Genomic DNA, 17544 nt, shown 5'->3' on the forward strand with positions numbered 1-17544 from the left:
AGGAATGACAGCAGAAGCGGTGCCGGCAGAGACGGGACGCGATTTTATTCGCGACATCGTCCAGGCCGATCTTGATGCCAAGCGATACAGTCGGGTCGTGACACGGTTCCCCCCGGAGCCGAACGGTTACCTGCATATCGGCCACGCCAAATCGATCGCGCTTAATTTCGGGATTGCACAGGAGTTCTCGGGTCGGTGCCACCTTCGGTTCGACGATACCAACCCGACCAGGGAAGAGCAGGAGTACATCGATTCGATTCAGTCCGATGTGCATTGGCTCGGCTACGACTGGGGAGACGATCTGTTCTACGCCTCCGACTATTTTGAACAGCTCTACGCGTGGGCGGAGGGGCTGATCCGCGGCGGCTTCGCTTACGTCGACGACCAATCGCAGGAGGAAATCCGAATTCGGCGAGGCACGCTGACCGAACCGGGCCAGAACAGTCCGTTCCGCGAGCGGAGCGTAGAGGAGAACCTCGATCTGTTCAGGCGGATGAAGGCGGGCGAATTTGCAAATGGCGCCCGCGTGCTGCGCGCCAAAATCGACATGTCATCCGGAAATATCAATCTGCGCGATCCCGTGTTGTATCGCATCCTGCATGCCACGCATCCACGCACCGGGGACAAATGGTCGATCTATCCGAGCTACGACTATGCGCACGGTCAGTCGGACGCCATCGAGGGCGTTACGCACTCGATCTGCACGCTGGAATTCGAGGATCACCGGCCGTTATACGAATGGCTGCTCGACAAGTTGCCAGTGCCCTCGAAGCCGCATCAGTATGAATTCGCGCGCCTGAACTTGAGCTACACGCTGTTGTCGAAGCGGGTGTTGACCGAGCTCGTCCGCGGCGGCCACGTCGCCGGTTGGGACGATCCACGGATGCCCACGATCGCCGGTTTGAAGCGTCGTGGCGTGCAGGCGGCGGCAATTCGGGAATTCGTCAAGCGCATCGGGGTAGCCAAAGCCAACAGCGTGGTTGATGTCGGGATGCTGGAATTCTGCATCCGTGAAATTCTCAACAAAACGGCGCAGCGGCGGATGGCGGTTCTGCGGCCGCTGAAAATAGTCATTGAGAATTATCCCGAAGGCAAAGCCGAAGACATCGAAGCAGTCAACCATCCGGACGATCCGGCTTCGGGGACGCGTCGTATCGCGTTCGGTCGGGAGCTTTACATCGAGCGCGACGACTTTATGGAAAATCCGCCGAAGAAGTTCTTCCGGCTCTCGCCGGGAACGGAGGTCCGGCTGCGCTATGCGTATTTCGTCACCTGCCGCGAAGTAATAAAGAACTCGGCCGGCGAGGTGATCGAATTGCGGTGCACCTATGATCCCTCAACCAAGGGCGGCAATGCGCCGGACGGACGGAAGGTCAAGGCGACCATGCACTGGTTGCCGGCGGCGCAGTCGCGAGCGGCGGAGATCCGCATCTATAATCAGCTATTCTCGAAGCCGACCCCGGACGCGGCCAATTTCGTCGGCGATCTCAATCCGCAGTCACTCGAAATCATCCGGGATGCGCGAATTGAGCCGGCGATCGCGGAAGCCAACTCTCCCGATGTCATGCAGTTCGAGCGGCAGGGCTATTTCGTGCGCGATCCCGATTCAACATCTGACCGCCCCGTGTTCAACCGAACCATCGGCTTGCGCGATACGTTTGCGAAAGAAGTGGGGGCGAAAAGCTGAACGTGCTTCGCTCCGCGCCCGTTTGCCGCCAACTAATTGCAATAGCCGTAGAGACCGCAGACATAGGGCAGGCGATCGCCGTAAGAGACGTAAGGTCCGCCGTAATAGGGGCCCGGGTAGTAATAAGACCACGGCGAACCGTAATAGTAGCCGCCGCGCTCCCACGGCAACACGGGCATCAGATTAAAGGGCATAATAGGCGGAGGTTTCGTCACCACTCGTCGAAGCGCGTAGACCCGTACCTGCGGTGGCTCGGAAAAGATTGCTCCCAACCGGCTCTGGACAGGTAGATCGGCAGCGCTCGCCAATGTTGCGGTAAGAGCGGCGGCGAAGACGGACAGCAAGATCCGGCGCGGCATTCGGCAAGCCTCGACTGATTCGGGTATTTTAATCGCTGCGCCGATACCAAAGGTTAATGGGCAACCTCGGGCCGGAAGGTTGCTCAATCCGGACGTCTTGTCCGTTCTCGCCAACACTGGCCCGTTGTTGCTCATTTCGATTGGCCCAAGTTCGATGAGGATCGCCAAATCGCTGCGCTGACCGGCGACAGCTTGGTGCCCTCACCCTTGATGTCTCGAGGCTTCGAGCGAAGTGCAATCGCCGGCTCAAGCTCCAGATTCGCAAACGGAGTTGGGTTTTCGCTCATAGGCGAGCAAGCATTGAAGCAGCGGGTTCGTGCTCGCGGCAAAGCCGTGAGCTGGAGCGATTCCGGTCAGATTCTGCTTCCGTTCCGCTATTCGAGACAATGCAACCTGAGATAGCGTTATTCATCTGTAGAGTAGGCGAGTGCCACCGGAATGGCGGAGCGGGATAGGGCACTTGCGCATGGAGCTGCGGCAACCTGGCCCCCGCGCGGCGCGGTGGGCGGTATCGCGCCGTCCAGTTCTGACGTTTGGTCGTCGCTTGTCGACAAGGTGCGCGGCTGGATCGGGGCCGAAGCGGGGCCAGGCCGCTTATTGCCCTGGGTACCCGTCGCATTCGGCACGGGCATCGCCTTCTATTTCACCGCCGACCATGAGCCGATGTTGCCGGCGACCGCCGTTGCCGCCCTAGCACTTTGCGCCGCCGCGTTCATGGTGCGGCGGCAAAGGATTTTTCCGCTGGTCGTTTTGTTTGCGGCCATAGCGGCGGGCTTCGCGACCGCGACGTGGAGGACTGAGCGGGTTGCGCATGCGGTGCTGGCGCGGCCGATGTATTCGGTCTCGCTTTCAGGGTTTGTCGAAACTCGGGACATCCGTGAGCGCACGGACCGCTTTGTGTTGCGCGTGGCGCAAATGGATAGCCCGAAGTCGCAGATCAGGATGGAACGGGTCCGGCTCTCGGTGCGCAAGGGCACCGCGCCTGCTGTCGGCAGCTTTGTCGAACTGAAAGCGCGCTTACAGCCGCCGCTCGCGCCGATGCGGCCGGGCAGCTACGATTTCGGCCGCGATATGTATTTCCAGGGCCTCGGCGCGTCCGGTTTTGCGATGGGCACGATCCGGACCCTCGAGCCGCCGCAGAGCGGCGGCTCGTCGTTGCGCTACGCTGCACTCATGCAAGCGCTGCGTGACGCGATCGATGCGCGTATCCGAACGACGCTCGATGGGGACAAGCGGGCGATCGCCACCGCATTGCTGACCGGTCGCCGTGACGCGATCACCACGCCGGTTAACGACGCCATGTTCATTTCGGGCCTTGGCCACGTGTTGTCGATATCGGGATATCACATGGCTGTCGTGGCCGGTGTGGTGTTCTTTGCAATACGCGCGCTACTTGCGTTGTTCCCAGTATTGACCGTGGGATTTCCGATCAAGAAGTGGTCGGCGGCGATCGCGCTTGCAGCAGCGCTGTTCTATCTGCTGTTGTCCGGTTGCGAAGTCGCCACTCAACGCTCGTTCTTGATGACAGCCGTGGTGCTGATCGCGGTGCTGGTCGATCGCCGCGCCGTGACATTTCGCACGCTCGCGGTGGCGGCGATGATCGTGCTGGCGATCGCCCCCGAGGCACTGGTTCACCCGAGTTTCCAGATGTCGTTCGCCGCGACGCTTGGGCTGGTGGCGCTCGTGCAGATCGGCATGCCGCGCTTTTTCGCCTCTCCCGACGATTCCGCGACCGCAAAGATCGCGATGTGGGGCGGGCGGGAGATCATGATGCTGACACTCGCCTCGCTGGTCGCAGGGCTGGCCACAACGCCCTATGCCGCTTTTCATTTTCATCGCGTGACCCCCTACGGCGTTCTCGCCAACCTAGCCGCCATGCCTGTGGTCTCGGCTGTAGTGATGCCCGCGGGAATGCTCGGGCTTGTCGCCATGCCGTTCGGCTTTGACGGCGTGTTCTGGTGGATGATGGGCTTGGGCATCGATTGGATGATCGCGGTGACGCGGTGGGTCGCCGACTTGCCTGGCGCCATCGGCCGGATGGCGGCGTTCGGAGTTGGACCGCTGATCGTGGCAAGCCTCGGCATCATACTCCTGGGTCTGTTGCGAACGCCGTTGCGTTGGTCGGGCATGGGCCTGCTCGCGCTTTCCACCCTGTGGGCGTTGACGGTGGCACAACCAGATATTCTGATTTCCGCGGACGGCCATAATCTTGGCGTGCGCGGTCAGGACGGTCGGCTGCATCTGATGAGAAGCGGCAAGGATGCGTTTCTCGTCAAAGAATGGCTGGCCGCCGACGCCGATCCGAGGATGCCCGCGGATCCATCACTTGCCGAAGGTGTGTCGTGCGACGAGGCGGGTTGCGTCACTCAGCTCGCCAGCGGCGGCTATGTCGCGCTGTCGGTAAAGCCGGAAGCCTTGGCAGACGATTGCGAGCGCGCGGCATTGGTGGTGACCACAAGGCAGGCACCAGCCTCATGTCAATCGACGGTGATTTCCGGCGAGCGGCTCCGCGGCCAGGCGGGGCTAGCTCTCTGGAGAACCCGCGACGGCTATGCGGTGGCAGCGATAAGGCCGAAGGAGCGCGATCGGCCGTGGGCGCCGGCAGCTCTGGCGCTCGCAGGGCAGACCGAAGCGGACATAACCCTCGCGCCACGTACCGCCGCGCCGAAGCCTGTGGATGCGACACCGGCCGAAGGTGATCAGCTGGAGGAAGACTGAGGTCTCAAGCCTGGCGGCGCTCCTCCCGCAGATCGAATGCGCCGAGGTGAAATTCCTCGACCCCGTCAACATCGATCGGAGCGGACGCGGTTTTGACCAGTGCGAAAACCGCATTGGGGAACTGCTGCCAAATAGCCAGATCCGATGGCGCCACTGTGAGCCATCCAAATCTGAACATGTATCGGCCCGGTTCGGTTACGTGCCCGATTTGCTGCCAGCCGAGTTTAGTGACCCCCAATCATATTTCCCTTCTGATGGCTGCGAGTCTTCCGCCGAAGGGAAACGCAACCCGTCCCCTCGGCTGATCGCCAGCCGTGCTCCGTTCATTCGCATTTCAAAGACATCGAGCTGCAAGGCGAACGTGGCCAATGCTATTTTCATATTGTCCCGTTCCTGGATCCGCGTGTCTTCCGAGTGATGCATGGTGAACTCCGCGTGCGGCGCGGGACGCGCCGGAAGCCGCCGGTCGAAACCGGCGGGAGTCCGTGCGAATACGCTCAATCGGCCGAGAGTGGTGTCTCCGTGCGGACCTGGGCAGCCGGCTGCGGCCGCTCCGAAGGCTGCTGAAGCACTGGCAGTTGCAACACGCTCACCCGTTGACCTTCGCATAGCAGCGTCACCAGCACTCGGCTTCCATCCGGAAACTCGATCGCATCATGGTGTCGATCCGGAACATGCGCATCGACCTGACCGAATTTTCCGACACGGAAGTCGATTTCTCGGGTCCAGATCCACCGATTATCGTACTTCACGTTTTCGGCGAATGCCAGTTCGGTGCCCGGGAGCATGCAGACCGCAACGTCGGGCTCACGCTCGGATGCGAAACCCCGTGTCGACGTTCCGCGGAATGTGGTGGTGATCAGTGTCTCGCCGACCTGGGCCGGACGTGACGCTACAGCATGCAAACTATAGTCACACATCGGATTGCTCCTCGTTCGAGATAGCCAACCCGCACCTCTCAGAGGCGCGGGCCTCTAGCAGAGTGGAGAACAAAGCTTACGACGTCAGATAAGTTCCGAGGCTCTCGCTCGTTGTAGGCAATTATGCGGCTCAAGCTGCCAGGCCCGATCACAAATTCGTTCCGAACATGCGGGCGAGTGCGGGCGGGAAGTTGCCGAGCGGACGATGCCAATTCCGGCGCTCTTCAAGGCAGAGGCGTGAGGCCAGCCTGAAAGCTTGCGCCGGCCGGCAAGCTCCGGCGCTGCTCCGCCGATTCTGATCCGAGAAGTCGACCTTACAGATCAGCCAGCCGATCAGTACTTCCGATACAGGCCGATCAGCTTGCCCTGAATCTTCACACGGTTAGGCGGCAGAATGCGCACTTCGTAGGAAGTATTGGCGGGTTCGAGCGCGATCGAGGCACCGCGGCGGCGGAATCGCTTCAGTGTTGCTTCCTCCTCATCGATCAGCGCGACTACGATATCGCCGGTGTCGGCGGTTTCATTGCGCTGGATCAGGGCCATGTCTCCATCGAGAATGCCAGCATCCACCATCGAGTCGCCGCGCACTTCGAGAGCATAATGTTCGCCGGACCCCAGCATATCCGGGGGCACGCTGATGGTATGGCTGCGGGTCTGGAGCGCCTCGATCGGCGTACCCGCCGCGATACGTCCCATGACCGGCACCGCAACCGGACGGCCGCTATCGTCCTCAGCACCCAGGCTTGAGCTGCGAACCCTCCCAAGCGTGCCCTCGATGACGCTGGGGGTGAACCCACGGCGCCCGTTGCTCCCCGATAACTCGGGTACCTTGATCACCTCAATGGCCCGCGCGCGGTTTGGGAGTCGCCGAATGAAGCCGCGCTCTTCAAGCGCAGTGATCAGGCGATGGATGCCGGATTTGGAGCGCAAGTCGAGTGCGTCCTTCATCTCGTCGAACGAAGGTGGAACGCCGGATTCCTTCAGGCGCTCGCTGATGAATCGCAGGAGTTCGTATTGTTTGCGCGTGAGCATCTCAACCAATCCCCAATTTGATAAGTGGCGCGTGATATCGAGACCTGTTTCCGAGGTTCAGGTCGAAGGCCCCGGACCAGAAAACCAAACCCGGAAAAAGCGTGGTCACCGTAGAAAACTCGCATAGGCGAACCGCAAAACTCACCGGCAGACTGAGCGTGACCGCCGTAGCATTCCCGCTTGTAGACACACTAGTGCTCGAAACAAATCATGAACGGACACTATATGTTCCATATGTGTTCCGCAACCACTTAATTTCTGGTCAATGAAATCTCATCTGCCGTTATTGCACGCACGACCAGCTCAGACCGGCAGCCGCAGGATCTCGCAAGCCGTCCCGGCCGAGGCTTTTGGCGCAAACGGCGGGCGGACGACAAGTGCCCGTGCCGCAGCGAGATTTGCAAGCAGGGAGCTGTCTTGATGTTGCACCGGAACGGCAATCAAGGTGCCGTCGCTCCGCGTCTCAAGCCGGGCGCGCAGATAATCCTCCCGCAGATCGTTGGCAGCAACATCGCGTCCCAACAGCGCCTTCTCGCGAGGATGATGGACCACGTTGCTTCCCGACAGAGCGCGAATCAGCGGCACCAGGAACAGAAAGCTGCACACATAGGACGATACCGGATTACCAGGCAGGCCGATCACCCGCATCTGCCCGATCCGGCCATGCATCATCGGCTTACCGGGTCTCATGGCAATTTTCCAGAAGGCAATGGAGACCCCTTCGCTCTCCAGCGAGCGCTTGACGAGATCATGGTCACCGACGGAGGCGCCGCCGGTCGTAACCAGCACGTCGGCGCCGCTATCGCGGGCGCGGCGAATACCGTCTTTGGTCGCCTCAAAACTGTCGGGAGCAATACCGAGATCAAGCGTGTCGGCGCCCTCGCGCCTAGCAAGTGCGTGCAATGCGTAGCCATTGGAATAAACAATCTGCCCGGGCTTTGGGTTTGAACCGGGCATGACGAGTTCGTCGCCCGTTGCCAGGATGGCGACTTTTGGCCGGCGGCGCACGGGAAGTTCAGGATAGTTCATGCCGGCCGCCAACGACAGATCGCGGTCAGTCAGCCGGCTTCCCTGGACGAGCAGCACGTCGCCCTCGCGAAAGTCGATGCCGGCGGGCCGGATATGACGGCCCGCCACCGCAGCTTCGGTGATGCTGATGTGGCCGCCGTCCACCACGGTATCCTCCTGGATCATGATGGCATCTGCACCTTCGGGCATGACGCCGCCGGTGAAGATCCTGACCGCCTCGCCTGGGCCGATCGCGCCGCCGAATGGGCGGCCGGCCGGTACCTCGCCGATGACCTTCACCCGAGCGCCGGCGTGCGAAGCGTCGGCGGATCGCACGGCATAACCGTCCATTGCCGACATCGTCTGCGGCGGCTGGGTCCGCAATGCAGCAAGGTCGCGCGCGAGCACCCGATGATATGCCGCGTCCAGCGCCACCAATTCTTCGGGCAGCGGCTCGGCGCCCGCGAGGACGGCGGTGAGAGCATCGGCAACCGGCATCAGCGCCACGGTCGAACTCCTAAATCCCGAGCGCGGCCATCGCCTCGGCGACGTCATCGGAAGACGTCACGTGAACCGCCGTCAGGCCCCGGGCGCGGGCGCCTTCTATATTTTCGGCGAGATCGTCGAAAAATACGATGCGTTCCGCAGGTGCCCCGATCGCCTTCACCACGTGATCGTAGGCCTCGGCATCCGGTTTCCGAAGCCCAATCGCGGAGGAAAGAAATAATTCGCGGAAATAGCCGAGCACGCCGGCGTAGGCTGCAGAGAAGTGCTCGACGTGGGCGGCGTTGGTATTTGAGAAGGCATAAAGCGGCACCCTTTTGGCGGCCCGTGCGAGCAGTGGGGCTATACCGGGCATTTCGCCGGAGAAAATCGCATTCCAGCCCTCAAGGAATTGAGCATCGGAGATGGCAATGCCGAGAGCGGTTCGAAGCGCTTGGAAAAACTCGGCATCACTGAGCTCTCCCTTTTCATGGCGCTGATAGAATTCGTCGCGGGAAAACCGCCCCGCGAGATCCGCCGGCTCGCAACCGGCATGGCCCGCCCAACAGGCAAGCGTCTTTTTGAAATCGACATCGAGGACCACGCGGCCGAGATCGAACAGCAGCGCGTCGGCTGAGCCGGGAAGGAGCATGGGTCTGTTCATCGCGGCGGTGTACGAAAAAGCTGAGATTGGCGCAATGTTTGCGCCGCGACATCGCGGGACAGGGCACGCATCAGTATCGGTACGGCTCAATTTCCAGCAGTGGAAACGCGCTGAACACGCCTGGCAGATTCGTCGGCGTGGCGGGGTGTAGATAGGATTTGCTCAGTTCGGCGAAATTTGTGACGCCGAGTAGGCCGAGGCAACGGATCACTTCATCTTCCAAAAGCTCCAGCATTCGCAGCACTCCGTTTTCGCCGGCTGCCGCGAGCGCCCAGCATTGCAGGCGGCCAAGGCCGACGAGATCGGCGCCAAGCGCGATCGCCTTCACGATGTCGCTGCCACGGCAGAACGATCCGTTCACCATGATTTTGGCTCGGCCCGCTACGGCGTCGACGATCTCAGGAAGCACGTGCATAGCGCCGCGGCCGTGGTCGAGTTGGCGACCGCCGTGGTTCGATACGTAAATCCAGTCGACACCGTGATCAAGCGCGATCGCTGCGTCTTCCGTGGTGGCGATGCCCTTGATGACCAGCGGCAGTTTGAATTTGTTCTTGATCAGCTTCACCGTGCGCCATTCCAGTCCCTTCTGGAAGTCGCCGCCGGTGGCACGGACGCGGCTGGCGCGGACATAGCGCTTGGCAATGTCCCGCTCGCGCCGGCTGTAATGCGCAGTGTCCACGGTGAGGCAGAACGCGGCATAACCATTCGCAACCGCGCGGGCGGCGCAATCTTCGACGAATGCGTCGCCGCCTCGAACATAGAGCTGATACATGCGCAAGGCGTCCGGTGCGGCCGCAGCGGTTTTCTCAAGCCCTGGTTCGGAAACCGAACTCAACATATGGGCGGCGCCAAAACTAGCGGCCGCACGCGAGACGCTGGCGGCGGCGCCAGGATCGAACAGCTCGAGTGCACCGACCGGCGCTAGCACGACAGGCAGCCGCAACTTGCGACCGAACAGTTCGACTGAGGCGTCGACCTTCGCGACATTGCGCAGCACGCGCGGACGGAAGGCGATCTCGTCAAGCGCCATGCGGTTGCGCCGCAATGTGGTCTCAGTCTCGGCGGCGCCGACAATGTAGTCCCAGGAATTCTGGTTGAGGTTGCTGCGCGCCTTGCGGATCAATTCGTGCAAGTTCTGGAACTCTTCCGACCCGGCGCCCAATTCAAGGGCAGCTGGCGGGATGCGGCTAGCCTCATTCATGATGGTCTCTCCTGGGGCGTGACTGCCTTGGCGTTGTCTTTCGGGTATCGCGTCCTGCGCTTGCCGACAAGGCACGCGGCATCTGTTGCGGTGGTTGGCTGGCATTCTCGATTGCGCCTTTGCCGGCACCATCGCACGCGTATATCGTTATCTGATCGCTCATGCCGGGCTGCGCCGCCTGAGAGACTCCGAAGCCTTTCGAGGAAGCAGGTTATGTCCGAGTTGTTGCTGTTTTCGCCGCTGACGATCCGAAACGTCGAGCTGCGCAACCGCATCGTGGTGCCGCCCATGCACCAGTATTCGGCGGAAAAAGGATATCCGACCGACTGGCATCTGATGAATGCCGGTAAGTTCGCGGCCGGTGGCGCGGGTCTCGTCGTAATCGAGTCGACGAAGGTCGAACGGCGCGGCTGCGGCACGTTGGGTGATCTCGGCATCTGGGACGATAGCTTCGTCGAGCCGCTCAGGCGTTTGGTCAAGTTCATCAAGCAACAGAACTCGGTGGCGGGCATTCAGCTTGGTCATTCCGGTCGCAAGGCGCGAGCCAAGCGTCCGTGGGAAGGCGATGGACCGTTGCAACGGACTGCCGAGATCGAGGACTGGGATGCATGGAACCCCGTGGCGCCGAGTGCAATCGCGCACAGTGAAAAATGGCCGGTGCCGAGGGAGCTCGCGCGTCACGAGGTCAAGGATCTCGTGCAGGCATGGGGCAACGCGGCTAAGCGCGCCGATCAGGCCGGGTTCGACGTGTTGGAGCTGCACGGCGCGCACGGCTATCTCGTGCACCAATTCCTGTCGGAGCGGTCCAATCATCGCAAGGACGAATATGGCGGTTCCGAATTGAACCGGATGCGCTTGATCACTGAAATCACGGAAGCGGTTCGGACTCATTGGCCCGAGAGCAAACCGCTGTTTGTGAGGCTCTCGGTGGAGGATAACGCGGGGTGGGGGCCGGAACAGAGCGCACGGCTGGCCAAGACCCTCAAGGCAAAGGGCGTGGATGTCATCGACTGCTCGTCCGGCGGAATTACCGACCAGGCGCCTATCCTGGGCAAGGAAATCAAGTACAGCTATCAGGTCCCGTTGTCGGAATATGTCCGCCGCAATGCAGGAATCATGACCATGGCGGTCGGCCTGATCATCCATGGGGACCAGGCGGAGCAGATACTCCGCCAGGGACAGGCCGACCTGATCGCGGTCGGGCGCGAGATACTCAACAATCCGAACTGGCCGATGGATGCTGCCTTGAAATTGGGCATAGATGGCCCGTTCCGGAGCGTACCACCCCAATTCGGTTACTGGCTGGGTACCCGCGCCAAGCGAGGTTTTGGTACCCGGCCCTCGACCTGGCAAAATGGCCTCAAAGATACCGGAAATGTGTTGTGAAGCTGCTCGGTCTTTAGCTGCGGCGAAACGTTGACTTTGACTGACGGCTGCACCTGACGGCGAGGAGGTTCGCGAACAATGCGGAAGAATGTCCTGTTCTTTCTCGGTGCGGCCACGGGCGCGGGCCTGATGCTGCTCGCCACTTCGCCCCAAGGGACGCTCTCGCTGGCGTTTGCCAAGCAGAGCGTGGGCGCCGATCCTTATTCGCAGCTGAACTTGTTCGGCGAGGTATTCGAGCGCGTCCGGGCCGACTACGTCGAAAAGCCCGACGACACCAAGCTGATCGAAGGCGCCATCAATGGGATGGTCACCTCGCTCGACCCTCATTCGCGCTATATGAATGAGAAGTCCTGGAAGGACATGCAGGAGACGACCCAAGGCGAGTTCGGCGGCCTCGGCATCGAAGTCATGATGGAGAGCGGTCTGGTCAAGGTGGTCGCGCCAATGGACGACACGCCCGCGGCAAAGGCCGGCATTATGTCGGGCGATCTGATTACGCAAATCGATGGCGTCGCGGTGCAGGGGCTTACCCTGGAGCAGGCCGTGAGCAAGATGAAGGGGCCGATCGATACCAAGACCCGACTCAAGATCATGCGCAAGGGAGTGGAGCAGCCGATCGAGGTCACGATCGTGCGCGAGATCATTCGGGTTCGCCCGGTTACCTTTCACACCGAAGGCGGCGACATCGGTTATATCCGGATCACATCGTTCAACGAGCAAACGACTGATGCCCTGAGGAAGGCGATCGCAGACATTTCGAAGCAAATCCCGCAGGAGAAGCTCGCAGGTTACGTCATCGACCTCCGCAACAATCCCGGCGGACTGCTCGACCAGGCCGTCTCGGTGTCGAGCACGTTCCTCGCGCGTGGCGAGGTCGTTTCGACACGCGGCCGTACGCCCGAGGAAACCCATCGTTTCAGCGCGCGGGGAGGCGATCGCACGAAGGGCAAGCCGCTCGTGGTGTTGATCAACGGCGGATCCGCATCGGCCTCGGAGATCGTGGCTGGCGCGCTGCACGATCACCAGCGTGCGAGGTTGATCGGTACGCGATCCTTCGGCAAGGGGTCGGTGCAGACCGTGATTCCGCTGGGTGCCCGGAACGGCGCGCTCGCGCTGACGACTGCGCGGTATTTCACGCCGTCCGGTCACTCGATCCAGGCGCAGGGGATTAATCCGGACATCGAAGTGCTCCAGGACGTGCCCGACGAATTGAAGGGCCGCCCTGAGCTGCAGGGTGAAGCCTCGATGCGCGGGCATCTTTCGGCCGAAGGAGCGGAGCAGACGGGTTCGCAATCCTATGTCCCGCCCGACGAGAAGGACGACAAGGCGCTCGCCGCTGCGTACAACCTGCTGCGCGGGGTCAGGGCCAATGCGGACACTCCGTCGAACCCCCGCGCGGCTGTTCCGAACTAGGCGATCGGCCTGTGAGCAGGATGCGCACAAGTTCAACCAGCGCTTCGATAGTGTCCGGACTTGCCGCCCTTTTTCTCGACCAGGTGTATGCCTTCGATCCGCACCCCGCGTTCCGCCGCCTTGATCATGTCGTAGATCGTCAGGCACGCCACTGATACGGCGGTGAGCGCTTCCATTTCGACGCCGGTGGGGCCGGTCACCTTCACCGTCGCGCGAACGATGCAGCCAGGCAGCATCTTGTCCGGAGTAATCTCCAGCGTTACCTTCGAGAGCGCCAGCGGATGGCAGAGGGGTATCAGATCCGACGTTCGCTTCGCCGCCATGATGCCGGCTAGCCGCGCGGTGCCCAGCACGTCGCCCTTTTTTGCATTGCCGGAAATGATCAGCCCGAGCGTCGCCTTGCTCATGACAACGCGACCCTCCGCGACCGCGATGCGCTCGGTGGCCGGCTTCGCGGATACGTCCACCATTCGCGCCTCGCCCTTGACGTCGATGTGGGTGAGGGCGGTTCTTTTTTTGGAAGATTTGCGCGCCATGGCTTATCGGGCGCCGGTCGCGCGAGGGCTGGTTTCGGGTGCGAGCAGCGCGCGGGTCGCGGCCGTCACGTCGGGCTGCCGCATCAGGCTTTCGCCAACAAGAAATGTCGAGATTCCAACCCGAGCCAGCCCCGCCAGATCAGATGGCGTAAAGATGCCGCTCTCGCCTACCATCAGGCGATCGTTCGGAATCAGCGGAGCCAGCGCTTCGCTGGTCGCCAGCGTGGTCTCGAACGTCCGCAAGTTCCTGTTATTGACCCCGATCATGGGCGAACGAAGTTTAAGTGCCCGCTCAAGCTCTTTGCGATCGTGGACTTCTATCAGAACGTCCATGCCATGGACGAGCGCCGCGTCTTCGATGTCTTTTGCCGCACCATCATCTACCGCCGCCATGATGATCAGGATGCAATCGGCGCCATGCGCCCGCGCCTCGACAACTTGATAGGTGTCATAGATAAAATCCTTGCGCAGCACCGGCAGATGCGTAGCCGCACGCGCCGCCACCATGAAATCAAGATGGCCTTGAAAAGAGGGCTTGTCAGTGAGCACCGACAGACACGCAGCACCACCGGCCTCATAGGCTCGCGCAAGCGCCGGTGGATCGAAATCGGAGCGGATCAGTCCTTTGGACGGCGAGGCCTTCTTCACCTCGGCAATCAACGCGTATTGGCCCTCTGCAAGTTTTTTTCGGATAGCCGCAACAAAACCTCGAGGCGCCGGTGCAGCCCTGGCCAGCGCTTCGAGACTGGAAAGCGGATGATTGCGCTTGGCTGCGGCAATCTCCTCGCGCTTGTAGGCTTCGATTTTGGTTAGGATGTCGGACATCAAGCCCCTGAATCAGCTGTTCGAGACCGCAACCAGACGCTTAAGGCGGGCCGCCGCCGCGCCTGTATCCAACGATTTGATGCCCAACGCCACGCCTTCCTTCAGATCTTTTGCCCGGCCCGCCACCACCAGTGCTGCCGCGGCATTAAGCAGCGCCACATCCCGATAAGGGCTCGGCATGCCGTCAAGAACGCTCTGCAGCGCAACTGCATTGGCGTCGGCATCGCCGCCCTTTAACGCGGACCCCTCGACGCGTGCGAGGCCGGCTTCCTCCGGCGTTACCTCGAAGGCGCGGATCGAGCCGTTCTCGAGAGCCGCTACAAAGGTCGGACCGGTGAGGGTAATTTCATCGAGACCATCAGAGCCGTGCACCACCCAGACGGACTTGGAGCCGAGGTTCTTCAGCACCTGCGCCAGTGGCTGCACCCATTGTCGTGAAAATACCCCGACCATCTGCCTGGTAACGCCAGCCGGATTGGACAGGGGCCCCAGCAGGTTGAAAATCGTGCGCGTCGCCAGTTCGACCCGGGTTGGCCCCACGTTTTTCATGGCGGGATGATGGGACGGTGCGAACATGAAGCCGATGCCCGCCTCGGAAAGACAGCGGCCGACCTGCTCAGGCTTGAGGTCGATCTTCACGCCAAGCGAGGACAGCACGTCGGCGGCTCCCGAGCGCGACGACAGCGCGCGATTGCCGTGCTTGGCGACCGGCACGCCAGCGCCCGCGACGATGAAGGAGGCGCAGGTCGATACGTTGACTGAGCCGGAGCCATCGCCGCCAGTGCCGACTACGTCGATCGCGTCGGCGGGAGCATCAACGTGGAGCATCTTGGCGCGCATCGCTGACACCGCGCCGGTGATCTCATCGACGGTTTCGCCGCGAACCCGCAAGGCCATTAGCAATCCGCCCATTTGCGAAGGGGTGGCCTCGCCGGACATCATGCTGTCGAAGGCGGACGCGGCCTCCTCGCGCGACAAGGTCGCCCCGGTGGCGACTTTGCCGATAATAGATTTGAGGTCGTCCATCGCCTGCTTTCGGTACTATTGATTTGCGCCCGTCACCTGCGCGAAGGCAGTTTGATTGATACTCGTCCCGATGTCGCTTTCGAGCTTGCTGACATATTCCGCGACCTGCTCGTCAGTCAGTCCTCGCTGCAGCGTGTCCTTTAGCTTCTTCATTTCGTCCGAGGCCAGATCGACAGGCGGCACCGTGATGTCAGTCACACGGAAGACGATCCATTCGTCGGAGCCGGCGCCCGCCGTCTGCCCAACGCCATCCTTGGCGGTTCGAAACGCCGCGGCGATCACGCCAGCCGGTAAGCCCGGCAGTGAAGCATCGCGACGGAATCCCGCGGCGGTCTCGACCTTCAGTCCCGCGGCTGCGGCCTGCTCGGCGAGCTTGCCTCCCTGCTCGAGCTTCTGGACCATGTCCGTCGCCTTGCTCTTTAGCCGGCTTGTGATCTGGTCGTCACGCCAGCGCGCCTCGACCTGATCCTTCACTTCATCAAGGTTTCGCTCGCGCGACGGCGTGATCCCGAGAACATCGTACCAGACGTAACCGCCCTTGAACGAGATCGGATCGTTATCGACACCGACATCGCTGTTGAACGCTTGCGATACGACGTCGAGGCCGGCGGGTATGTTCGCTGCCGGCTGGCCGTTGGGAAGTCGGCCCGAACGGTCCACCGCATCGATCGTCACGGCGGATAACCCAAGTTTCTGCGCAGCTTCGACCACGCTGGCCCCGCCGCCCCGCTCGTCCTCCATTTTGTCGCGAAGCTCCGCAACTTTGGCGCGCGCGCGCTCGGTGGCAATTTCTTTCTTCAGATTGGCAGCAACGCTCTCGTAAGACGGTTCTGTACCGGGCTCGATTTTCCCGATCTTCACCAGGGCAACGCCGAACTTGCCTTGCACGGGTTGACTGACCTCGCCGGAGCCGAGCGAAAACGCCGCGTTGGCAATGGCGGGATCGATGATCGCGGATTTGGAAACCAGGCCGAGGTCGACGTCGCTAGGGCCAAGCCCGCGCTCCTTGGCAAGGTCGTCGAACGACGATCCGGAAGCAATACGATTACGCGCTGCCGTCGCCTCTTCCATATTCGGGAAGACGATTTGCGACACTTCGCGTTTTTCAGGCGTTCCAAGCTGGTCACGCCGCTGCTCGTACAGCTTTTTGGCGTCGTCGTCGGAGACATCCGACCACTTGCCGATCTCGTCGGGCGTAATCATCACAAAGGCGATCTTGCGATACTCGGGGGCGCGGAACTGCGCTTTGTGCTCTTCGAAATAAGCCGCCAGCGTTTCCGGCGAGGGCGGATCGATCGTCCCGGCCTGAGCGGCTTCGAGTTTTACGTATTCGATCGACCGCTGTTCGTTTTGGAAACGGCTCAACGCCTCGATCATCGGTTTCGGCGGCTCTAGCCCGGCGGAAATCGTGCCGACGATCTGACGCCTCAGCGACACCCTGCGTTGCTCGGCGATGTAGCGCTGCTCGCTGAACCCATATTGCCGGATCACCGCCTGAAATCGCTGCGGGTCGAAGTTGCCGCCGACGCCCTTGAAATTCGGATCGCTGACAATCAGGCGCATGGTCTCGGCGTCGGACTGCCCGAGCCCGAGCCGCCGCGCCTGTTCGTCGAGCGCGGCCTCGGCAATTGTTTGCTGCAGCAATTGGCGATCGATGCCGAAGGCGCGAGCCTGCTCCGCTGTCAGCGGACGGCCAAACTGCCGTCCGATCTGCTGCAGCTTATCAGTGTAAAGCTGACGAAACTCGTTGATCGAGATCTCGGTGTGCCCGACCGTCGCCAACGTCGATTGCCCGAATCCTCTGAAAATGTCGGCAATCCCCCACACCCCGAAACTGATGATCAAGACGCCCATCACCACGGCCATTACGGTCTTGCCGAGCCAGTTTGATGAGGCTTTCCGCATTCCTCGAAGCATTAGGTCCAACTTGTTTTTTCAGGAGGGAAGGGGTTGCGCCCGAGCAAATTCAAGCAAACGAATTCCGCAAAAGGGCGTCACCGGATTGGTAAGGCATTGTAAAGTGGCCGCCCCCTCGTCGCAACCTTGCCGGGGCGGCGATTTGAAGCGGCCTTCGCCACCTCGCGGGCTCTCTGGAAGTGGCCGCTGCGCTCTGGTAGCGCATGTATGAGCGAGATATCCGTGAGGAATTGCGATGACCGACGCTATCCGGCCGCTGATCGCCGGCAACTGGAAGATGAACGGCCTCAAGTCGTCTCTGGCCGAATTTGAAGCGATGCGAAGCGGCGCCGCTGATCTGGCCGGCAAGGTCGATCTCCTGGTCTGCCC

Annotated in this window: 15 protein-coding genes and 1 pseudogene; 5 read left to right on the forward strand and 11 right to left on the reverse strand. The window is 61.5% G+C overall.

Translation table 11 applies throughout. The annotated features are described in order from the left end of the window. The first annotated feature begins 4 nt into the window (after nt 1–4). Nucleotides 5–1687, forward strand: a complete 1683-nt coding sequence (locus VJV58_RS03775; protein WP_324136005.1) for a glutamine--tRNA ligase/YqeY domain fusion protein — start codon at nt 5–7, stop codon at nt 1685–1687. Nucleotides 1688–1719: 32 nt separating this feature from the next. On the opposite strand, the gene VJV58_RS03780 is transcribed toward VJV58_RS03775, so the two are convergent. Then, nucleotides 1720–2046: a hypothetical protein gene (locus tag VJV58_RS03780; protein ID WP_324136006.1), complete on the reverse strand. Its 327-nt coding sequence runs from the start codon at nt 2044–2046 to the stop codon at nt 1720–1722. A 438-nt stretch (nt 2047–2484) separates the two neighbouring features. Here VJV58_RS03780 and VJV58_RS03785 point away from each other — a divergent pair, with 438 nt between their 5' ends. After that, the gene (locus tag VJV58_RS03785) at nt 2485–4764 is read left to right on the forward strand and encodes a ComEC/Rec2 family competence protein (RefSeq protein ID WP_324136007.1); all 2280 of its coding nucleotides are present in this window, start codon (nt 2485–2487) and stop codon (nt 4762–4764) included. Between the two features lie 4 nt (nt 4765–4768). On the opposite strand, the gene VJV58_RS03790 is transcribed toward VJV58_RS03785, so the two are convergent. The 6 genes from VJV58_RS03790 to VJV58_RS03815 form a co-directional block, all read right to left on the reverse strand. Next, nucleotides 4769–5002 carry a hypothetical protein gene (locus VJV58_RS03790; RefSeq protein WP_324136008.1) on the reverse strand — a complete coding sequence of 78 codons (234 nt, stop codon included), beginning with the start codon at nt 5000–5002 and terminating at the stop codon, nt 4769–4771. A gap of 259 nt (nt 5003–5261) precedes the next feature. Next, nucleotides 5262–5684, reverse strand: coding sequence for a hypothetical protein (locus VJV58_RS03795; RefSeq protein WP_324136009.1), 423 nt, complete (start codon nt 5682–5684; stop codon nt 5262–5264). Between the two features lie 333 nt (nt 5685–6017). Continuing rightward, nucleotides 6018–6716, reverse strand: a complete 699-nt coding sequence (gene lexA / locus VJV58_RS03800) for a transcriptional repressor LexA (RefSeq protein WP_324136010.1) — start codon at nt 6714–6716, stop codon at nt 6018–6020. 303 nt (nt 6717–7019) lie between these two features. Continuing rightward, entirely contained in the window at nt 7020–8231 is a 1212-nt protein-coding gene (gene glp, locus VJV58_RS03805) for a gephyrin-like molybdotransferase Glp (RefSeq protein ID WP_324136011.1), read from the reverse strand. Nucleotides 8232–8241: 10 nt separating this feature from the next. Further along, nucleotides 8242–8871, reverse strand: a complete 630-nt coding sequence (locus tag VJV58_RS03810) for an HAD-IA family hydrolase (protein WP_324136012.1) — start codon at nt 8869–8871, stop codon at nt 8242–8244. Nucleotides 8872–8941: 70 nt separating this feature from the next. Beyond that, nucleotides 8942–10072, reverse strand: coding sequence for an alpha-hydroxy acid oxidase (locus tag VJV58_RS03815; protein WP_324136013.1), 1131 nt, complete (start codon nt 10070–10072; stop codon nt 8942–8944). Between the two features lie 213 nt (nt 10073–10285). On the opposite strand from VJV58_RS03815, the gene VJV58_RS03820 reads away from it, so the two are divergent. Beyond that, a complete protein-coding gene (locus VJV58_RS03820; RefSeq protein ID WP_324136014.1) occupies nt 10286–11458 on the forward strand; it encodes an NADH:flavin oxidoreductase/NADH oxidase in 1173 nt (390 codons plus the stop codon). 78 nt (nt 11459–11536) lie between these two features. Then, on the forward strand, nt 11537–12871 hold the full coding sequence (locus tag VJV58_RS03825) for a S41 family peptidase (RefSeq protein ID WP_324136015.1): 1335 nt from the start codon (nt 11537–11539) through the stop codon (nt 12869–12871). Between the two features lie 32 nt (nt 12872–12903). Here the strand turns inward: VJV58_RS03825 and moaC are convergent, their stop codons facing one another. Genes moaC through VJV58_RS03845 form a run of 4 tightly spaced genes read right to left on the reverse strand, consistent with a single transcriptional unit; the run spans nt 12904 to nt 17175 of the window. Next, on the reverse strand, nt 12904–13407 hold the full coding sequence (moaC, locus tag VJV58_RS03830; RefSeq protein ID WP_324136016.1) for a cyclic pyranopterin monophosphate synthase MoaC: 504 nt from the start codon (nt 13405–13407) through the stop codon (nt 12904–12906). Between the two features lie 3 nt (nt 13408–13410). Continuing rightward, the gene (gene trpC, locus VJV58_RS03835) at nt 13411–14232 is read right to left on the reverse strand and encodes an indole-3-glycerol phosphate synthase TrpC (RefSeq protein WP_324136017.1); all 822 of its coding nucleotides are present in this window, start codon (nt 14230–14232) and stop codon (nt 13411–13413) included. 12 nt (nt 14233–14244) lie between these two features. Beyond that, nucleotides 14245–15258 carry an anthranilate phosphoribosyltransferase gene (gene trpD / locus VJV58_RS03840; RefSeq protein ID WP_324136018.1) on the reverse strand — a complete coding sequence of 338 codons (1014 nt, stop codon included), beginning with the start codon at nt 15256–15258 and terminating at the stop codon, nt 14245–14247. Nucleotides 15259–15273: 15 nt separating this feature from the next. Continuing rightward, a complete protein-coding gene (locus tag VJV58_RS03845; RefSeq protein WP_324136019.1) occupies nt 15274–17175 on the reverse strand; it encodes a peptidylprolyl isomerase in 1902 nt (633 codons plus the stop codon). Between the two features lie 235 nt (nt 17176–17410). On the opposite strand from VJV58_RS03845, the pseudogene VJV58_RS03850 reads away from it, so the two are divergent. Beyond that, nucleotides 17411–17544 (forward strand): annotated as a pseudogene (locus tag VJV58_RS03850) (triose-phosphate isomerase); the annotation flags it as partial.

The sequence above is a fragment of the Bradyrhizobium sp. genome (genome assembly GCF_035273305.1).
Classification (GTDB): domain Bacteria; phylum Pseudomonadota; class Alphaproteobacteria; order Rhizobiales; family Xanthobacteraceae; genus Bradyrhizobium.